Genomic DNA, 20,179 nt, shown 5'->3' on the forward strand with positions numbered 1-20,179 from the left:
TAATATGTTGGTAGAAATGTTAACTATATGAAAAGTAGAGGTGGCGTAATTGACTAATAGTTTAGTATATTGGCCATTAACACATCCGCAGCGGCGCGTGATGAACATGGAAACATTTTATCCAGGAACACCGATCAATCATATTGGCGGTATCATTTTCGTCAATGGGCCATTGCATCTCGATAAACTGAAGCAGGCCATTGCATCTTGTATCATGATGACAGAATCTCTTCGTCTCAAGCTAGTAGAGAAAGATGGTGAAACGCTTCAATACGTTGATCCAAACGCCGATAGCCCTATTCCTACCTATGAGTTTTCCACACATGAAGACATGCTAGAATGGGCCGAAAAAGCCTTCAAAACACCATTTCAATTAACAGAAACCTCTCTCGCCGAATTTGCGGTACTAAAAATCAGTGAACAACAATCCGGTTATTTCATCAAATGCCATCATACAGTAGCAGATGGATGGTCGATGAAAGTAATCATCGATAAAATTAGCCAGCTTTACACTGCTCTTACCCACAGCTCCTCTATCGAACAAGAAGCAGACAATCACTCTGTATTTATTGATAAAGAATCAAAATATATGAACTCCCCAAGATTTAAAAAAGATCAGCAATTTTGGAAAGAAGCATTATCTGATGTGTCTGATAGTTATTTGGTACAGGGAACTGACCAAATCAAAGGCCATCGGCAAAGCCATTATCTTGATCGACAACTCTCAGAACGAATCTATGAATTTATAGATGTCCATCATTGTTCAATCAACTCTTTATTTACTTTAGGACTCTTCGTCTACTTGCATAAAAGATACCAGCAAAAAGATTTTATTATTGGGACGCCAGTTCTCAATCGTTCCGGACAAAAGGAAAAAGCCACGTCCGGTATGACCGTAAGTACAATGCCATATCGAATGAAGATCGATCCTCATCTCTCTTTGTTAGAAAGCTTAACAGACGTTCAAAAAAGCTATAAGGCTTACTTCCTGCATCAGCGTTATCCCTATGATGCACTTGTCAAAGATTTAGAGCTTGCAAAAGCAGGGTATGATCAGCTTTTTCAAATCTATATCAACTCCTACAGCACAAATATGGTGCAGGAGATGGAAGGATACAAGGTTGAATACATAGAGCTTTACAATGGCTTCCAGCCATATGGCTTACAAGTTGCTGTGAAAGAATGGGATGAAAAAGGGCAAATCGAGCTTCAATATGATTACAAGATCTCAGATTACAGCAATGAAGATATCGACTTTCTACACGAAAGAATGATTCTCTTTGTCGAAACGATACTCGCTCAGCCAAAGCAGCTGTTAAAAGACGTACTTCTCATGACAGAAGTCGAGACACATCGAGAGCTATATCACTGGAACGACACAGGCATGCTGTTTCCACAGAAACAAAAAATCCATGAATTGATCACAGACATGTCAACGTCTTCTCCTGATCGAATTGCACTTCAGGACGGATCTCATAGCATGACATACGGTGAACTTGAGAGAAAAACCAATCAAATGGCGCATTTTCTACAAACACATGGCTTACAAAGACATGACTTTGTTGCCGTATGTATGAATCATTCACCAGAACTTATTGTGCTGCTGCTGGGGATTTTAAAGGCTGGAGGCGCATATGTGCCGATTGATCCTGAGTATCCAGAGGAACGTATTCAGTTTATTTTGGATGACAGCCAGGCAAAGCTGTTTTTCACAGATGACGCATCTGCATACCATTTTAATGGCGATACGTACAATATCTACAACGTGTGGGATCAGTTGGCTCAGTATAATGCGGAACATCCATTCATTGGAGATGCTGAAGATGTCGCATATATGATTTATACGTCTGGCTCTACAGGACAGCCAAAGGGAGTCATGATTGAGCACCGAAGCTTAGTGAACTATATCATGTCTGCCAAAACACACTATACTGATTCATCAGATGATCATTTTGCCTTGTATTCATCCATTGCGTTTGATTTAACCGTGACATCCATTTATACGCCATTGGTCATTGGCAGTACCGTGATGATCTATCGTCAAGAGGATCAGCCAGGCTTTTTATTAGAACATATTTTGTTTGATCAAAAAGCGAAAGTCATCAAGCTGACACCAGCTCATATGGCACTGCTAACAGATGCTGCACTTTCTCAATCAGTTGTGAAACGGATGATTGTGGGCGGAGAACAATTATCGACCGCTTTGGCTAAAAGAATCACAGAGGCAAGTGATGGAAGGATATCTATCTTTAATGAATATGGACCAACTGAAGCAACCGTTGGCTGTATGATTCATCAATTCCATCAAGATGATGAAGGGGAAGGGGCATCTGTGTCAATTGGTGTGCCAATGCCCAATACAGAGATTTACCTTTTAGATGAGCATCAGCAAGCCGTGCTGCCTGGGACAGTAGGAGAAATCTATATTTCAGGTGCAGGTGTTGGCAGAGGGTATTGGCAAAGACCTGATTTGCAGGAATCACGCTTTCTGCCCAATCCATTTGTAAATGGTCGCCGCATGTATCGAACAGGTGATATCGCCAAACGAGCAAATGATGGAAAGATTGATTACATTGGCAGAATTGATCATCAAATCAAGCTGCGAGGCTACCGGATTGAGCTCGGTGAAATTGAACTTGCACTGATGGCACTTGAAGAAGTAGATAAAGCAGCGGTTATTGATCTAACCGATGAATCTGGAGAAAAACAGCTGGCTGCCTATATTGAATTGAAAGAAAAACAGATGACGTCCTTTTTACTTAGAAAGAAATTATCAGATCAGCTTCCAGCTTACATGGTACCTGCCTATTTTGTTGTACTAGACGAGCTCCCGCTCACTCAAAACGGAAAAATCAATCGGACGGCACTGCCTGATCCATTGCTGTCTCAAGAAACAGCTGTTGAGTGGTCCAAGGAAACAGCGGACATTGAAGAGATCATCGTAGATACAGCAAAAGGCATCTTAGGGCATGAAACAATCGAACCGGCTGATCATTTTTATCAGCTTGGCGGAGATTCCATTAAGGCGATTCAATTTATTGCGAAATTAAAAGACAAAGGACTCTATTTAAAAACCAAGGATCTTTTTACTTACCCCATTTTTAGAGAAATGGCACAAGTCGTTCAGCAGGAACCTGTCATACATATCTCACAAGAGCAAGCTGTGGGTGATGTGAAATCGATTCCAATTATCGAATGGTTCTGGTCCCAGCGGTTAAAAGATGAACATTTCTGGCATCAATCCATCATTGTTCATTCAAAGAAAAAGATGGATGAAACCATCGTGCAGGATGTTCTCAAAGAGCTCGTCATTCACCATGATGGACTAAGGTTAAAAGTACATGAGGCAACAAACACACTCTATTATGATGAAGACATTCAAGATATTCCGCTGATGATACACGATTTCACGGCATTGTCAGAAGAGAATGTGGAAGAAGCGTTACAAGAAGTAGGATATCAGATCAAGCAAAGGACTCATCTTTATCAAGGACCATTGATTCAGGCTGCGCTTTGTCAAACTGATTCTCAATCACATCTCATCTTTGCCGCCCATCATCTATTAGCTGATGGTATGTCTTGGCAAATTTTTGTGGAGGACTTGATTCAATTATTGCATGCAGAGAAGGTTACAGCAGAAGTACTTCCGTCTAAAACCCATTCCTATCAAACATTTGCCGAGCGGGTGAATCAGTATGCAGTATCAGAGAGTGTAAAAGAGTCGGTCAGCTATTGGCAAAAAGCGGTGCAAAATATACAGCCTCTGTATCCAGTTTCCTCAAATGAGGGATATGTCAGAGACGAAATCAAATTAACCAACGCATTATCAGTGGAACTCACGAATCAATTGCTCAATCAAGCGAATCAAGCGTATCAAACGCAGCCGCATGAACTGTTAATTTCAGCCTTGACGCAAGCCTGTTATCAGCAAACGAATCAAGAGCAGATTTCTTTGGAATTAGAAGGTCATGGCAGGGATGCAGTAGAGGATGAGATCGATGTATCTAGAACGTTTGGCTGGTTCACCACCATGTATCCTGTGAATGTTCATGTGTCTGAATCTCTCTCGGATCACATACGAACTGTCAAAGAAACGATACGTGAAGTGCCAAATAAAGGTGCAGACTATGGGCTGTTGTCACTCATCAATAAGCAGCTTTCTCCTCATTCAGCGCCGCAATTACGCTTTAACTATCTAGGTGAAATTGATCAAGTGCTGAAACAATCATCTGATTATGAGATGTCTTACTTTACATCGGGGATGGATTCGTCATTGGATAATTCATTAACAACCGTCATCGATATGGTCGCTACCATCAAGGGCGGTCAGCTGATTTTTCATCTTTCTTTCAGCGAAAAACAGCTGTGTGAAACAGACATGATGCAGCTATTGCAAGCGGTAGAGCAGCAAATTGAGCGTCTTGTACAGCATTGCTTAGAGAAAGAAGGAATCGAATTTACACCGTCTGATTTTGAAACAGTGGATATGTCTCTTGAAGAAATGGATTCATTATTTACATGAGGAAAAATCAGCATGTTATCTACATTTCATTTTTATTAGCGGTCTTATGGATAAGCAGCTTTGCCGGGGGGACACATGCAAAAGCAGTGATTTCATCTAAAGCCGTTGATCAAGTGATAGAGGAACAGATGGAGCTTGGACGCATTCCAGGCATGTCCGTTGTGGTTGTGAAAAAGGACGAAGTGGTGTACCAAAAAGGCTTTGGTTATGCGGATCGAAAGAAAAAGAAGCAAGTGACAGCCAGCACTTTCTTTGAAATTGGATCTACATCAAAGGCGTTTACCGCTCTTGCGATTGTGGAGTTAGAGAAGCAAGGGAAACTTCATTTAAAAGATCCGGTGAGTAGCTATATTCCAGGTTTTTTTCCAACATACAATGGAAAGCCTCAGCGTTTAACGGTGGAGCAATTAATGCATCACACAAGCGGCATTCCCTTTCAATCCATTGCGCTTATCCAGCCAGATACTACAAAGGATGCGTTGAAAAAAACAGTTGATCAGCTGAAATCAATCGAGCTTAATCGTAAGCCAGGCAGTTCCTTTGAATATGCGACCATAAACTATGATGTCCTTGGTCTCATCATTGAAAATGTAACAGGAACATCGTATGAGGCTTATATGAAAGGACTGTTTAAAAGGCATCATCTTGACCAAACGGAGGCTGGGCTAAAACGGATGAAATCCGGCGCTATCTCAGAAGGGTTTAAATTGCAATTCCTTGCTCCGCATGCTTATAAAGCACCAGAATATCGAGGCAACACTCCGGCAGGCTATATTGTGATGAATAGTCAGGATGTGGGGACTTGGCTGCAATATCAATTGACCGATTCAACTTGGTCTCGCTTTGTAAAAAATCCTGATCACTTAACTGTGAATGTCCCAGAAGAAGGGAAGCATGTCTATTACAATGCCGGCTGGTATATAGAAAAGGCACATGAGCAGGTAGACTCGCTTTTTCATGCGGGCTCTAACCCTAACTATTCATCATTTTTTCTGATCCAGCCAAAAGAAGAGGTTGCGATCGGAGTGTTAGCAAATATGAATAGCAGCTACACAGAGCAAACAGCACGTCTTATTGCCAAAACGATCACGGGTACAAATGAGGAAGTAGAGTCATCAATGGACCCTTTTCAGCTCATTGATCAGTTGAGTCTTGGTGCCACATGTCTTTTTATTTTGCTGCAAATAGTGTCTATCGTTCGTTTTATCAAGTGGAAAAAGCGTGTAAGAAACGGCGCTTTCGTTCGCAGGGACATGTCACTTCGCGTCTGGCTGAAAAGTAGCGGCTGGGTGCTACTGCTAATTGGGATATTGATCCTGCCAATCATTGTTGCGCAGCTAGCCTTTAATGGGCTGCCTTGGAAAATGACTTTTGTATGGGGACCTTCCTCTCTCATTGAATTAGCGATTTCTTATTATTTGTTTTTCATTTGGTTTTGTACGATTGGTTTCATCAAAGGATTTATGGTGACATCTCCTGCTGGAAAGAGAGGAAAAAAAGATGACCGTCAAACAGATTTCGGGCATTCATCCTTATAATGATTTGTTTTATCGCAGCTGTTTTTTCAATTGTTTTTTTCCAATTGTGAAGCTGCATGATCAAGAAGTTTCTCCATACTTATTAAATGATCAATTTGCCTACGGGCTTACAGAGCAAGGCTTGCTGCAGATTGACTGGATGTCGGCACACGATCCAGAAAAGATTATGAATTTACAAGGCATTCAAGTAGAAAAAATGACGTATTGTCCCAACCTCATTGAAAAGGTCAAGCAAGATGTGACGTGTGACCGCCCGGTAATTGTATGGGTAGACCCTTACGTTCAGCGAGGTAGAAAAGAGTATTTGACAACCCATAGCCGTCATTCCATTTTAATTACGGGATTCGATGAAAATCAGCAAATCTTTCACGTATTAGAGAATCGGCATTTAGATAATTTGTCTTATGAGCATCAAGTGCTGTCATTTAAAGATGTACAGAAAGGGTATGACACCTTTCATGATCATTTTCAGCCGAATGATCAATTTCATTCCTATGCGGCCTTCTACTTTGATCCGAACAAGCTCTCGACTGAGTTATTTGATCAAAAAACGACTTATTTCCTGAGAAATATGCATGGTCAGATAGACGTAATAGAAAAAGGAATCGCAGCTCTTGAAACATTTTATGAGCAGCTTCCGCAATGGGATGATATCGAGAAGCTCGTGGCGTCGTTCAATCAGATCATCAATACGAAGAAAGTAGAGCTGTATCGGCTGAATCTCATCAAAGGCGATCTACCTGAGCTGGTGGGATGGATGGAACGTATTTTAGCAGAATGGGAGAAAGCAAGGCATCAGGCAGCAAAACTCCTTTTTTCAGGTGAGATGTCTAGTAGGTACCAAGCCAATATCAAAGCTTCTTTAGAACAGATCATCCAGGATGAAAAACACTGGCTGGAAGCGTTGGCAATCAAATGCAAAAGGGAGTGTGGCGTGTCGTGAAGTTATTTTGCTTACCGTATGCAGGTGGAGCCAGTACCGTATTCAGTACGTGGAAATCTTATATAGACCGGTCGATAGAAATTCATGCCCTTGAACTCCCTGGGCACGGGACAAGAATGACAGAGCCTGTACTAACCGATTTACAGCAGGTCGCAGATGATCTTTATGTACAGGCGTCCTCCTCCTTAAAAGAAGGAGAGCCCTATGCCATTTTCGGTCATAGTATGGGAGCCGTCCTTGCATATGAATTACAAAAAAGAATGAAAACAAGGTTAAACAGAGAGCCTGTTCATGTCTTTTATTCTGGGCGCTTCCCGCCACATATTCCAGAAAAGAAAGTCTATCATCAGCTGTCAGATTCCAAATTAAAAGAAGCGATCATTGCGATGGGAGGCGTTCCTGAGGAACTTGCTGATAACCATGCAGTGCTTGATTTCTTTCTGCCGATTTTAAGAGCAGACTTTCAGCTTTTGGAGACCTATTTATGTGATGAAGTCGTTCCAGCTGCTTGTCCAATTTCTATTTTTTATGGTACACGTGATTTGCCTTCTGTGCTGTTTGATTTAGACGATTGGGATCAATATACAAGTGAAGATTGTGCGTTTTTCGAATTCGATGGAGATCACTTTTTTATTCATTCATTCACAAATGAAGTCGTTGAAAAAATCAATGTCATTTTAAAGCGAATTGGAGTGTTGGAGAAATGAACACGAAGCACGTAGGCGTGATTGGAGCAGGTGTCATGGGGGCTGATATGGCATTAGACCTTTCAGCAAATGGCTATCAAGTCACATTAGTTGATGTCACAGAAGAAAAGTTAAACGAAGCGCTAGAAAAAATTAAGAAGACCTATCAATTGGTTCAATTTGTGAGAAAGAAGAAAATCTCATTGTCTTTAGAAGATGTATTGTCTCAAATCCAGCTGTCAACTTCACTTGAAGGACTACATGACACGCATATCGTCATCGAAAATGTGACGGAAGATTGGGAGATTAAAAAACCTATTTATGAAGAGCTACGAGATATTTGTGCGAAAGAAACCATCTATTTTGTAAACACAAGCTGTATCTCCATCACAAAGGTAGGGTCTCTTATGCATCACCCTGAGAATGTCATTGGGGCGCACTTTATGAACCCTGTTCCTCTTAAAGCGCTAGTTGAAGTCATTAGAGGTAAAGCAACTTCTGATGACACAGTGGAAACGGCAAAAGATTTCTTGAAATCGTTTGATAAAACACCAGTTGTGGTGCATGATTTTCCGGGATTTGTTTCCAATCGTGTGCTGATGCTGACAATCAACGAAGCGATTTGGGCGGTGCAAGATCAAGTCGCTACGCCAGCGGATGTCGATAAAATTTTCCGCGGAGGTTTCGGTCATAAAATGGGACCACTTGCGACAGGAGACTTAATTGGGCTTGATACGATTTTGAATTCATTGCTTGTTTTATACGAGAGCTACAAAGATCCGAAGTTCCGTCCATGTCCTCTGCTTGTCAAAATGGTTGATGCAGGCGAGTACGGCAAAAAATCAGGCAAGGGCTTTTTCCAATATGACATGTGAGAGGAGAATAACCAATGGCTAAGCAAATTAAGTGTGTTGTCTGGGATTTAGATCATACATTATGGGATGGAATTTTACTTGAGTCAGATGAAGTGACGTTAAAACCATCGATGAAGGAAGTACTAACAGAGTTAGATGAGCGCGGCATCCTTCTTTCTATAGCAAGCCGGAACGATGAAGCAGCCGTGAAGGAAAAGCTTTCTGCCTTCGGAATCGAACATTTCTTTCTCTATCCAGAGATTCATTGGAATGCCAAATCTAGTTCATTAAAGAGAATTAGTGAGCGCCTAAATATTCATAAAGATACCATTCTCTTTATTGATGATCAGCCATTTGAACGAGAAGAAGTGAAGGCTGTTCATCCAGAGATTACGTGCTGGGATGCAGTGGATTATCTGTCATTACTCACTGATGATCGGCTGCGTCCAGTCTTTATCACAGAAGATGCTAGACGACGCAGAAGAATGTACTTAGAAGCGGACAAAAGGCAGCAGGAAGAAGAGAAATATGAAGGGCCGCCTGAGAAATTCTTGGCGTCTTTACATATGAAATTCGTGATATCAGAAGCAGGAGAACAAGACCTCCAGCGCGCTGAAGAATTGACTGTCCGTACCAATCAATTAAATGCGAGCGGGAAAACCTACGATTATGAAGAGCTTGATTTCTTCCGTCAATCAGATTCTCACTTCCTGCTTGTCTGTGAACTTGAAGATAAATTCGGTTCCTATGGAAAAATTGGACTCTCATTAATAGAAGAAACAGGTGACACATGGCATGTCAAACTGCTGCTTATGTCTTGCCGCGTCATGTCTCGTGGTGTCGGGACCATCTTACTCACAACGATTTTGCAAGAAGCGAAAAAGCGAGGAAAGCGGCTTGTCGCTGACTTTAAACAAACCGACCGAAACCGCATGATGTACATCACATATAAGTTTGCGAATTTCAAAGAAATTGAGAAAGGGGAGGACGGCTATATCTTGTTTGAAAATGATTTAAGCATGATTCAGCCTTTCCCAGAATACGTAGATGTCAATATTGAATTAAATCAGAAAGACCCAGCCAAACAATAAAAAAGCGAAAAGCGAGGAGATTAAATCATGAACCTACACGAACAAGTAAGAGCCTATATCGAGCAAAACCTAGTGGTATTTGATGAGGAAATTGAACTTGGAAATGATGATCATATTTTTGAACAAGGCTTTGTGAATTCTCTATTTGCGATGAAACTAGTGAACTATATCGAGCAAGACTTTCAATTCCAATTAGATAACGAAGACCTCGACATTGCTCATTTTAGTACGGTCAATCGCATTGTCGCCTTAATTGAGAGAAAACAACAGGGGGCGGCTCTTCATGAAAACAGCTGAACAAACGATCAATGCCGTTGAAGAAATTCGCCAGTATTGCGATGAACATATCCGTCCGTTTGCCAATGAATTCGATGAGACGGAACATTTGCCAGAGTCACTGATTCGAGATATGGCAAAAAGAGGCTACTTGGCAGCAGGTATCCCATCTTCCTATCAAGGGCTAGGGCTTGATCCAATCGCATATGGACAGTTCACGGAACAAGTGGGAAAAGCTTGCTGTAATGTACGCACATTATTGACAGTGAATTCACTTGTAGGAGAAGCCATTCTTCGTTATGGAACAGAAGACCAAAAACAAGGCTGGCTCGTTGAATTAGCCAAGGGAGAAAAAATCGGAGCCTTTGCTTTGTCAGAGCCGAATATTGGTTCAGATGCCAATCATGTTGAAACAAGCTATCAAAAGGAAGGGCAATCCTATGTATTAAATGGGAAGAAAAAGTGGATTTCCTTTGGAGCGATTGCCGATTTCTTTATTGTGATTGCAAGAGACGGTGAACAAGTCACGGCATTCCTTGTCGATCGAAATCAGCCGGGTGTAGAGATTGAGAGGATTACAGGAATGATGGCCAACCGAGCGTCATATTTAGCGGAAATCACCCTCGATCATGTTCAGGTTCATGAAGACTGTGTCTTAGGACCAGTTGGAGGTGGGTTTAACCATGTGGTGTCACTCGCATTAGACCATGGAAGATACAGTGTCGCTTGGGCAGGACTTGCCATCGCACAAGAAGCCGTTGATTCTCTTGTCACGTATTCGCGTAAAAGAACACAGTTTAATGAAAAATTGTACAAGCATCAAATGATCAAAGGCATGATTGGAGATGCGGTGACCCAGCTCCATGCAGCGAGAGCCTTATGCCTAAAGGCTGGGGAAATGAGAGAAGCGAATCATCCTGATGCGATCACAGAAACATCCATTGCAAAATATTTCACCTCTAAAATTGCCGTTGACATTACAAATACAAATGTCCAAATTCATGGCGGAAGTGGATTTAGCCGGGAAAACTCAGCTTCAAGACTATATCGTGAAGCAAAGGTGCTTGAAATTATTGAAGGAACTTCGCAAATTCAGCAGCAGGTTATTGCTAACTATGGTTTACGCCATTATTTTGTGAAACATTCTTAGAGAGAAAGGAGATGATCCCATGGCTTTACAGCCGCAGAAGCTGGATAAACAGAACATTGAAAATATGTTAGGTGTCACTACGATCCAAGAAGGACTGCTGTTTCATCATTTAATGGAACCGAACGGAACAGCTTATTTTGAACAACTGCTGATCGAAATAGACGGACCAATAGATCGAGACATTTTTGAACAATCATGGACGAATGTCACCAAACAGCATGAAATGCTTAGAACATTGTTCAGATGGCAGGAACTGGCAAAGTCAGTACAAATTGTGCTGAAGGAGCATCAGCCAGACATTCGATATCGTGATTTCACGCAAGCGAAGGAGCCTCTTCATGTGCTGAAAGAAGAGGTGACGGCACAGAACCGAGAAGAACGCTTTGATCTGCATGAAGTCCCATTCCGCCTGACGTTATGTGAAGTGAATGATGAAGTCAGCTGGGTTCTCATTAGCTTCCATCACATTTTATTGGACGGATGGAGCCTTGGGATTGTATTAAGCGATTGGATGAGTGCATATGAGCGCTTATCGAATGGGGACAAACCTCTTCTGGAACAAAGACCGTCCTACCAATCCTTTGTCAAATGGCAGCAGAAAAACCTTCAACAGACAGAAGCACAAGCCGCCTATTGGAAAAATGTTTTCAACGGATGGAGTTATGCAGAACTGCTTCCGAAGTCAAGCGGCGCATATGAACCTTCAGAAGTGTTTCATCAATATGAACATCAAGTGGATACTTCCATTGCGGAGAGCTTGAGCAAATTCACAAATCAATATGACGTGACGCTGGCATCTGTGATGTATACGCTGTGGGGAGTTTTACTATCTAAGTATGCGAACCAAGATGATATTGTCTTTGGGACAACAGTATCAGGGAGAAATGCGGATGTCCCTCATATTGAAAAGATGACTGGGCTGTTCATTAACACTTTACCGCTGCGAGTCTCATTCGAACAGGAGCGGCCAATTCTTGAACAGATGCAGGAGGTGAGCCGTGAGATCGCTGTAAGAAATGAATATGAACATACCCCACTATCTGACTTAAAAAAATATGCAGGAATGACTGCAGAGCAATCATTATTCGATTCAATCGTCGTCATTGAAAACTATCCACTAGATCAAATGCTCACGAAAAACGATCAGCCAATTCGTATTCGTGGATTTGAGATGACTGAGCAGACAGAATTCGATCTCACGCTTAGTGTTCAGGCGTTTGATGATCAGCTGCACTTTTCATTGGTGTATAACCCTGTCAGCTTTTCAGCTGAGCAAATCGAAAAGTGGTGTCAGCATTTTCTTCATCTCCTGTCTGATGCCTGTGCACATCCGCACAAATCTGCTGCTCAACTACAGCTGCTATCAGAAGAAGAGAAAGAAAAGCAGTTAGCGGTCTTTCAGCAATACGGCGGAGCAACACCTAGCCATGAGCCAACGGTGATTGATCTATTTGAAGCACAAGTGGAGCGAACGCCAGCGGCAGTCGCAGTTGAGTTTGGCGATACGACGGTTACATATGAACAACTCAATAAGAGAGTGAACCAGCTCGCACATTATTTACAAAACAAAGGGGTCAAACAGGAGCAGCGTGTCGGCATTTTAGCAGAGCATTCCATTGAAATGGTGATAGCATGCTTAGCGATCTTAAAAGCTGGCGGTGCATACGTGCCGATTGATCCTGAATATCCGCAGGAACGAATAGAATATCTATTAGAAGACAGCGGAGTAGAATGGCTCTTAACTCATCCAATGAAAGGGCTCACCTATGCCTATCATGGAGAAAAAATTGATATCACGCAGCCGGATCTATACACCGGACCATCAGACAACTTGGCACAAGCCATCACCTCAGACCAAACAGCCTACTGCATTTATACATCAGGGACGACCGGAAGACCAAAAGGAGTACTCATTCATCATCTTGGCTTAGCCAACTATATTGATTGGGCGAAGCAAGTATATGTTCGAGGAGAAACAAGGCATTTTGCTTTGTATACCTCACTGTCCTTTGACTTGACGGTTACTTCTATTTTCACGCCGCTCATTTCAGGAAATACCATCATGATTTATCACCATGAAAACCGGCAGCTACTTGTCGAAGACATCATAAAAGACAACCGTGTACATGTAATGAAACTGACACCATCTCATTTACAGTTTATTAAGCATTTGTCTTTCCCAGACAGCCAAATGAAATGTTTCATTTTAGGCGGAGAGCAACTGGAAACATCTTTAGCGAAATCCATTCAGCAGTCCTTTCCGCAGCCAATTGAAATTGTGAATGAATATGGACCAACTGAAACGGTCGTTGGCTGCATGATTCATCGATATGATCAGGATCTTGATCAAGACGTGTATGTACCGATTGGAAAGCCAGCACAGCATACAGATATTCTTCTGTTTGACAGACATATGAATCTCATGCCGGAAGGGGCCGTCGGTGAATTATATATTGGCGGAAAAGGTGTCGCAAAAGGCTATTTGAATCGCCCAGAACTAACCGAAGAAAGATTTGTCGATCACCCTTTCCAGCCAGGAGAAAAAATTTATAAAACAGGTGATGCAGCGCGCATTCTCCCTAATGGGCTCATTCAATTTTTAGGTCGAAATGATGATCAAGTGAAGCTGAGAGGCTACCGGATTGAAACTGGTGAAATTGAATTTTGGTTGAATGAACAGCCAGGAATAAAAGCAGCAGCTGTTGTTGTAAAGCCAGATGCTTCTGGTACACCATGTTTGGCCGCATATGTTGTCACGACAGCCATACTTGATCAAGCGGCAATAAAACAAGCGTTGGCTGATCAACTGCCGGATTATATGATCCCAACTCACTTTGTTCAATTAGACGATATGCCGCTGACTGCCAATGGCAAACTAGATAAACGAGCTTTACCTGCTTTAAAACAAGCGCAGCAAACGAAAAAACAGGCGGGCTCTGACTATCTTTCTGATACGGAGAAAGTCATTCAAGCCATTTGGAAAAAGGTCCTCGGCTTAGATGAGGTAAGTGTTCATGACAAATTCTTTGACATTGGCGGGCATTCACTCAATTTGATCCACGTCAATCAACAGCTCGCTAAGCAATTGAATCAAAGCATTCCAATGGTCGAAATGTTCCGCCGCCCAACGATTAGAGAGCTTGCCGCATATTTAAGCGGCGATTCAGAGCAGACAGCGGCAGACACGCAGCCTGTAAAACAAAAGATAAGAAAAGCCAATGAGCCGATTGCCATTATTGGAATGGCTGGTAAATTCCCAGGTGCGAAAAATGTTGAGGCATTTTGGCGAAATTTGAAGAATGGAGAAGAATCAATTTCCTTCTTTTCCGATGAAGAACTGCTTGAAGCTGGTATTGACCGCCAAACCTTCGAGCGATCCGATTATGTGAGGGCAAAGGGTGTCATTGATGGACCTGATTTATTTGATGCATCCTTCTTCGGCTATTCGCCAGGTCAGGCAGAAATGATGGATCCTCAAATACGTCTCCTGCATGAATACGCCTATAAGGCGCTGGAAGATGCGGGGTATGTACAAGAAGATTATACGGGGAAGGTCGGGTTGTTTACTGGGTCCACTTCGAACTTCCAATGGATTCAGCGTTTTGCCGCTTCCCTTGATAGCAGCATGTCAGAGCTGTTTGAAGTGGGTTCACTCAATGATACGTATACCGTAAGTACAAGAATTGCCCATAAATTGAATTTGAAAGGACCGGCGCTTACGCTGCAAACCGCTTGTTCAACTTCCTTGGTCGCCTTGCATTTGGCCTGTCAATCCATTGCAAATGGTGATTCAGATGTAGCTCTTGCGGGAGGTGTGTCGATCCTGCACCCAGTGAAATCAGGCTACGTTTATCAGCAGAATATGGTGAAATCAAGCGATGGCCACTGCCGCGCCTTTGATGATCAAGCAGATGGAACTGTTGGCGGAGATGGTGTTGGTCTTGTTGCTTTAAAAGCACTTAGTGAAGCCATAGAAGATGGTGACCATATTTATGCGGTTATTAAGGGCTCTGCCATCAACAATGATGGTGATCAAAAAGTTGGTTTCAATGCTCCGAGCGTCGAAGGACAGACACGTGTCATTCAGGATGCCCTGCATCAAGCAGATGTTTCACCAGATACGATTGAATATGTGGAAACACATGGAACTGGCACATCACTTGGTGATCCGATTGAAATAGAGGCGCTCACAAAGGCTTTCGACACAGAGAAAAAACAATTTTGCCGCATTGGGTCTGTGAAAACAAATATTGGACATTTAGATGCAGCGGCAGGAGCAGCTGGCTTGATCAAAGCTGTGCTTTCGCTTCAGCATCACACATTTGTACCTAGTCTTCACTTCAAAAAAGCCAATGAAAACATTGCATTTGAGCACAGTCCTTTCTTTGTAAACACTGAGTTGACCGACTGGAAGCAGCCAGTTTCCCATTTGCGGCGGGCGGGGGTGAGCTCATTTGGAATGGGTGGAACGAATGCACATGTCATCTTAGAAGAAGCACCACAAAGAGATCGTCAGCAAATGCCTCGTTCTGCTGAGCTGCTTGTTCTTTCAGCCAAGAGCAAAACGAGCTTGGAACGAATGAAAGACAAACTCGCAAGCCAAATACAAAACACACCTTCTATCAATTTGGCAGACGCAGCTTATACGCTGCAAACAGGAAGACAATCCTTTGGTTTTCGTCAGGCATTTGTTGCGGCAAACAGAGAAGATGCTCTAAGAGTATTAACAGAAAAGCAAGGCAAGGGCATTGGAAAGCTCATGCATTCGCATGTGGAAAAGCAAAAGATTATTTTTATGTTTTCTGGACAAGGCAATCAATATCTCAATATGGGATTAGATTTGTACCGGGAAGAGCCTTACTTTAAGAAGCAAATGGATGCTTGTTTTCAAGCATATGAAGAAGCAACGGGACGAAGTCTTGCCCGTATTCTGTACCCATTAGCAGCTGAAACAGAAAAGGCACGTGAACAATTGGCAAGTACTCAATATGCACAGCCAGCCATTTTTGCCATTGAATATGCCTTATCCATGCTTTTCATTGAATGGGGCGTTCGTCCTGATGCAATGATCGGCTATAGCTTTGGCGAATTAACGGCAGCCGCCATATCAGGGCTATTCAGCTTAAAGGACGCAATGTCCATGGTCGCCTATCGTGCGAATGCGATGCAGTCGTCACCAGCTGGCGTCATGATGAGTGTTCCATTACCTGAGGCAGAGCTAAAACCGATGCTTCCAAACGATATTTCTCTCGCGGTTGTCAATGATTCATCATGTATCGTGTCAGGTCTAGAAGAGGCGATAAGTGAATTTGAACAAGAGCTAAAAAGCAACAGATTGATGTGTATGCGATTAGGTGGAACCATTGCCGCCCACTCACATGTCATGAAGGAGGCAGCGGAGCAATTCGGAGAAAAATTAACGCATATTAACGCCAAGTCGCTTCGTATTCCATTCATTTCGAATCTGTCAGGAGATTGGATGACAGATACGAGTGCGAAGGATATGTCTTATTGGAAAAGGCATATGACCGATACAGTTCGCTTTGCTGAAGGCATCACAAATATTTTACAAGAGGACAATATTCAATTAATTGAGATTGGTCCAGGACAAGATTTAAGCGTGATGGTCAACCGGTCGCTGAACGGCCTGAACCAGCATGTATGTCATGTGTTAAGACATGCAAAACAAGATGTGACGGATACTGAATTTTTACTTGGTCAAATCGGACGTTTATGGACAAACGGATTATCCATTGATTGGGACAGGTTCCATCTAAACCGTCAGCCGCGGAAAATGCCGCTGCCAACGTATGCATTTGATCAAACTTCCTATTGGTATGATGCAGCAGATCGTGTGAAACAAGAAAAACCAAAGCAGTCTGGACGAAAGCAGCAAATGGATGAATGGTTCTATACCCCTCATTGGGAAGCGGATCTTTTACCTTGCGTGCCATCAGAAGATACGTCTGGCGGAGCCTTGCTTTTGTTTGCAGATCCATCTGCTTTTGGAGAGAAGATTGCGGCTGAGCTCCTGACGAAACGGAACGAGTCCGTAGTGGTTCGTAAAGGAAATGAATTTACGAAGCATGACAAAAAAAGCTATACCATTCGGTCACATGAGCCATCTGATTATGAAAGGCTCATGTCAAATCTGGCAGATGATGAAATCAACGTGTCGAAAGTTTGTCATCTATGGGGGCTTTCAGAACGACAGCTATCTCACACGGAAGAAGAATGGGTGAAGCAAACGCAGCAAGATGCTTATTACTCCTTGCTTTATATCGGCCAGGCACTGAAAAAATATGTGTTGGACCAAAAGGTATCGATTACAGTTCTTTCCTCATTGACGTATGCCGTTGGCGGTGAGCCTGTACTTTATCCTGAAAAAGCGATCCATCTAGGGCCTGCGATGGTGATTTCACAGGAAACACCGAACTTACGTTACCGCATTCTTGATATTGATCGCCCAGTGGAAAATGGGGTTCAAGAAAAGAGATTGCTAAAGCAAATAAGCGATGAGCTAGATCGAGCGTATGGACAGCTTCTCACGGTCTATCGACGAAATAAGCGATATGTGAAAAAGTATGCGAATAGTTCAGTTCCTGAAACAGGACAGGCTCATTTGGCTAAAAAAGATGGTGTATACATTTTAATTGGCGGACTTGGGTTTATTGGATTGAATATCGCCCAGACTTTGGCCAAGCAAACGAAGGGAACATTGATCTTAACGAGCAGATCTGGACTCCCTGATAGAAGCAAGTGGCAAGAATGGCTGTCTGCGCATGATGAACAGGATCCAACAAAGAAAAAAATCCAAAGGGTAATGGCGCTGGAAGAGACAGGTGCAGATGTTCTCATTCAGAAAGTAGACGTTCGTCACAAGGAAGATATCCAGCAATTGTTCAACACAGTGGATGCATCATATGGGCAGATCGATGGCGTGATCTATGCAGCTGGAGTGACAGGCGACCAATCTTTCCAGGTGATGGAGCAAACAGATGTCACTTTTTCGGAGCCGCATTTTGAAGCGAAGATGAATGGTGTGCTTCATCTTGATGCTGCCTTAAGTGATCGATCCCTTGATTTCTGTTTTGTCCTGTCATCTTTGTCACCGATCTTGGGCGGACTCGGTTTTACAGCCTATACAGCTGTGAATCATTTCATCGATGCGTACGTGTATGAACGCAATCTACGTTCAGAAACACAGTGGTCTGTCATTAGCTTTGACGGCTGGGAATTTGAGCAGGGGAAGCAGCTTGATCTTCCAATCGGAGATGATGTCACCGAAACGTTAATTACAGAAAAAGAAGGAAGAATGATCTTTGAACGATTGCTTTCGCTGGATCAAGTGGAACAAATGGTTATTTCGACAACATCTTTACATGATCGTATTCACCGATATGTAGACCGTTTATCCCTTGAGGAAGAGAGCGGCGGAGAGCATGAACAAGATGGCAACCTGTATTCTCGACCAGCGCTTTCCACGAATTATGCGGCACCAGAAACGGAGCTGGAGAAGGCATTAAGTCAACATTGGCAAGCATTCTTTAAGATTGATGAAATTGGCATAGATGATCATTTCTTTGAAATGGGTGGAGATTCTCTAAAGGCGATCACCTTCATTGGCATCATTCATCGTGCATTTAGTGTAGAGTTGACGCTGCCACAATTTTTCCAAATCCCTACGATACGATTAATGGCAGCATATATCGATCAAGCAGATACTGCTGCTTATCATGCGATTGAAAAAGCCGAAGTGAAGGAGCATTATCCTCTGTCGTCTGCGCAAAAACGGTTGTATCTCATGCAGCAAATGGATGTAAACAGCACAGGATACAACGAGTTTAAAGCGGGACGAATCAAAGGGAAACTCGATATTAGCAGGTTGGAATGGGCATTTCAGCAGCTCATTAAGAGACACGAAAGTTTGCGGACAGCGTTTGTACTAGAGAATGGCGTCCCTTATCAAAAGATTGAAGAAGAGGTACCATTTGCAGTCACATTATTTGACCTCACTAACGGATCGACACAAGGATCTGAGGAAGATCAAAAACAAGTGATTGAACAATTTTTGACTGCCTTTACGTTAAGTGAGGCTCCATTGATGAGAGTCGGTGTGATGAAGCTGGCAGATGAGGAATTCGTACTCATGCTGGACATGCACCACATTATCTCAGACGGTCTTTCTCAAGATATTTTGGTCAATGACTTTATGCAGTTATATGACGGCAGGACGCTCGAGCCTCTTGCTCTGCAATATAAAGATTTTTCAGAATGGCAAAATGACCTGCTTGCATCAGAAGCACTGAAAGAATCGAGTGATTACTGGAAAAACCGGTTAGAAAGTGCCCCGCTACTTGATCTGCCAACAGATTTCGATCGGCCAGAAGTGAGACAATTCCGCGGCGGACATTATACGTTCCGTATAGAAGAAGCGGAGCTGAACGCGTTTAAGCAGGTGATTTTACAGGAAGACGCCACACTGTTTATGGGCTTGTTAAGTGTATATCAGATTTTACTTCATAAATTAAGCGGACAATCAGATATCACGGTCGGGGTTCCGGTAGCAGGGAGAAAACAAGAAGAGCTGCAGCAAGTGATCGGTATTTTTGTCAATATGCTGCCACTTCGTTTGTATCCTACAGCAGAGCTGACGTACCAGCAATTCCTGCAGGATGTGAAAGCACATGTCATCGATGATTTCGGACATCAAGACTATCAATATGAACAAATGGTTCAAGACCTCCAGTTAAGCCGGAGTGTCAGCCGGAATCTATTGTTTGATGCTGTGTTCGCCTTGCAAAATATGAATCAGCCAGAACTGAAGGTAGGCGGTTTAACCTTTAGTGATTATCCGTATGAGACAGGAACGTCACGCTTTGATTTACTCTGGATTGCGTATGAGCAGGAAGACGGTCTTTCTTCAACGATTGAATATAATACTGAGCTTTTCACAGAGGAAACCATCGAGCAGATTGCGGGCTTGCTGAAAGACATCATGAGGGCTGTTTCAGTAGATGCTGTAAGAATAGAGGAGATCGAACTGACTTCTTCATTCAAGCAATTAGATGACGTATCTCTTTTCGAATTAGATGACTTGAAAATATAAGTAAAGAGGT

General features: G+C 42.7%; 9 protein-coding genes. All 9 read left to right on the plus strand.

Annotated elements, in window-relative coordinates:
- Nucleotides 1-49 precede the first annotated feature (49 nt).
- From MHB83_RS08335 to MHB83_RS08375, 9 genes are read left to right on the plus strand one after another with little or no spacing between them, the layout of a single operon-like run.
- Nucleotides 50-4,522 carry an amino acid adenylation domain-containing protein gene (locus MHB83_RS08335; protein WP_342496800.1) on the plus strand — a complete coding sequence of 1,491 codons (4,473 nt, stop codon included), beginning with the start codon at nucleotides 50-52 and terminating at the stop codon, nucleotides 4,520-4,522.
- A complete protein-coding gene (locus tag MHB83_RS08340) occupies nucleotides 4,519-6,060 on the plus strand; it encodes a serine hydrolase domain-containing protein (protein ID WP_342496801.1) in 1,542 nt (513 codons plus the stop codon). The genes MHB83_RS08335 and MHB83_RS08340 overlap by 4 nt, the downstream gene beginning before the upstream one ends.
- Nucleotides 6,023-7,003, plus strand: coding sequence for a C39 family peptidase (locus MHB83_RS08345; RefSeq protein WP_310026694.1), 981 nt, complete (start codon nucleotides 6,023-6,025; stop codon nucleotides 7,001-7,003). The genes MHB83_RS08340 and MHB83_RS08345 overlap by 38 nt, the downstream gene beginning before the upstream one ends.
- Nucleotides 7,000-7,710 (plus strand): alpha/beta fold hydrolase, encoded by a 711-nt coding sequence (locus tag MHB83_RS08350; protein ID WP_050945731.1) that lies wholly within the window; start codon nucleotides 7,000-7,002, stop codon nucleotides 7,708-7,710. The genes MHB83_RS08345 and MHB83_RS08350 overlap by 4 nt, the downstream gene beginning before the upstream one ends.
- Nucleotides 7,707-8,564, plus strand: coding sequence for a 3-hydroxyacyl-CoA dehydrogenase family protein (locus MHB83_RS08355; protein WP_137055436.1), 858 nt, complete (start codon nucleotides 7,707-7,709; stop codon nucleotides 8,562-8,564). The genes MHB83_RS08350 and MHB83_RS08355 overlap by 4 nt, the downstream gene beginning before the upstream one ends.
- A gap of 14 nt (nucleotides 8,565-8,578) precedes the next feature.
- Complete coding sequence (locus tag MHB83_RS08360) at nucleotides 8,579-9,634, plus strand: HAD-IIIC family phosphatase (RefSeq protein WP_212046321.1); 1,056 nt, start codon at nucleotides 8,579-8,581, stop codon at nucleotides 9,632-9,634.
- Nucleotides 9,635-9,661: 27 nt separating this feature from the next.
- Nucleotides 9,662-9,931 carry an acyl carrier protein gene (locus tag MHB83_RS08365; protein ID WP_050945733.1) on the plus strand — a complete coding sequence of 90 codons (270 nt, stop codon included), beginning with the start codon at nucleotides 9,662-9,664 and terminating at the stop codon, nucleotides 9,929-9,931.
- Nucleotides 9,918-11,060 carry an acyl-CoA dehydrogenase family protein gene (locus MHB83_RS08370; protein ID WP_212046320.1) on the plus strand — a complete coding sequence of 381 codons (1,143 nt, stop codon included), beginning with the start codon at nucleotides 9,918-9,920 and terminating at the stop codon, nucleotides 11,058-11,060. The genes MHB83_RS08365 and MHB83_RS08370 overlap by 14 nt, the downstream gene beginning before the upstream one ends.
- Nucleotides 11,061-11,079: 19 nt before the next feature.
- Nucleotides 11,080-20,169 (plus strand): amino acid adenylation domain-containing protein, encoded by a 9,090-nt coding sequence (locus tag MHB83_RS08375; protein ID WP_342496802.1) that lies wholly within the window; start codon nucleotides 11,080-11,082, stop codon nucleotides 20,167-20,169.
- The last annotated feature ends 10 nt before the right edge of the window (nucleotides 20,170-20,179 follow it).

Origin of the sequence: Bacillus sp. FSL K6-3149 (assembly GCF_038630515.1) — a bacterium.
Lineage (GTDB): Bacteria > Bacillota > Bacilli > Bacillales > Bacillaceae > Bacillus > Bacillus pumilus.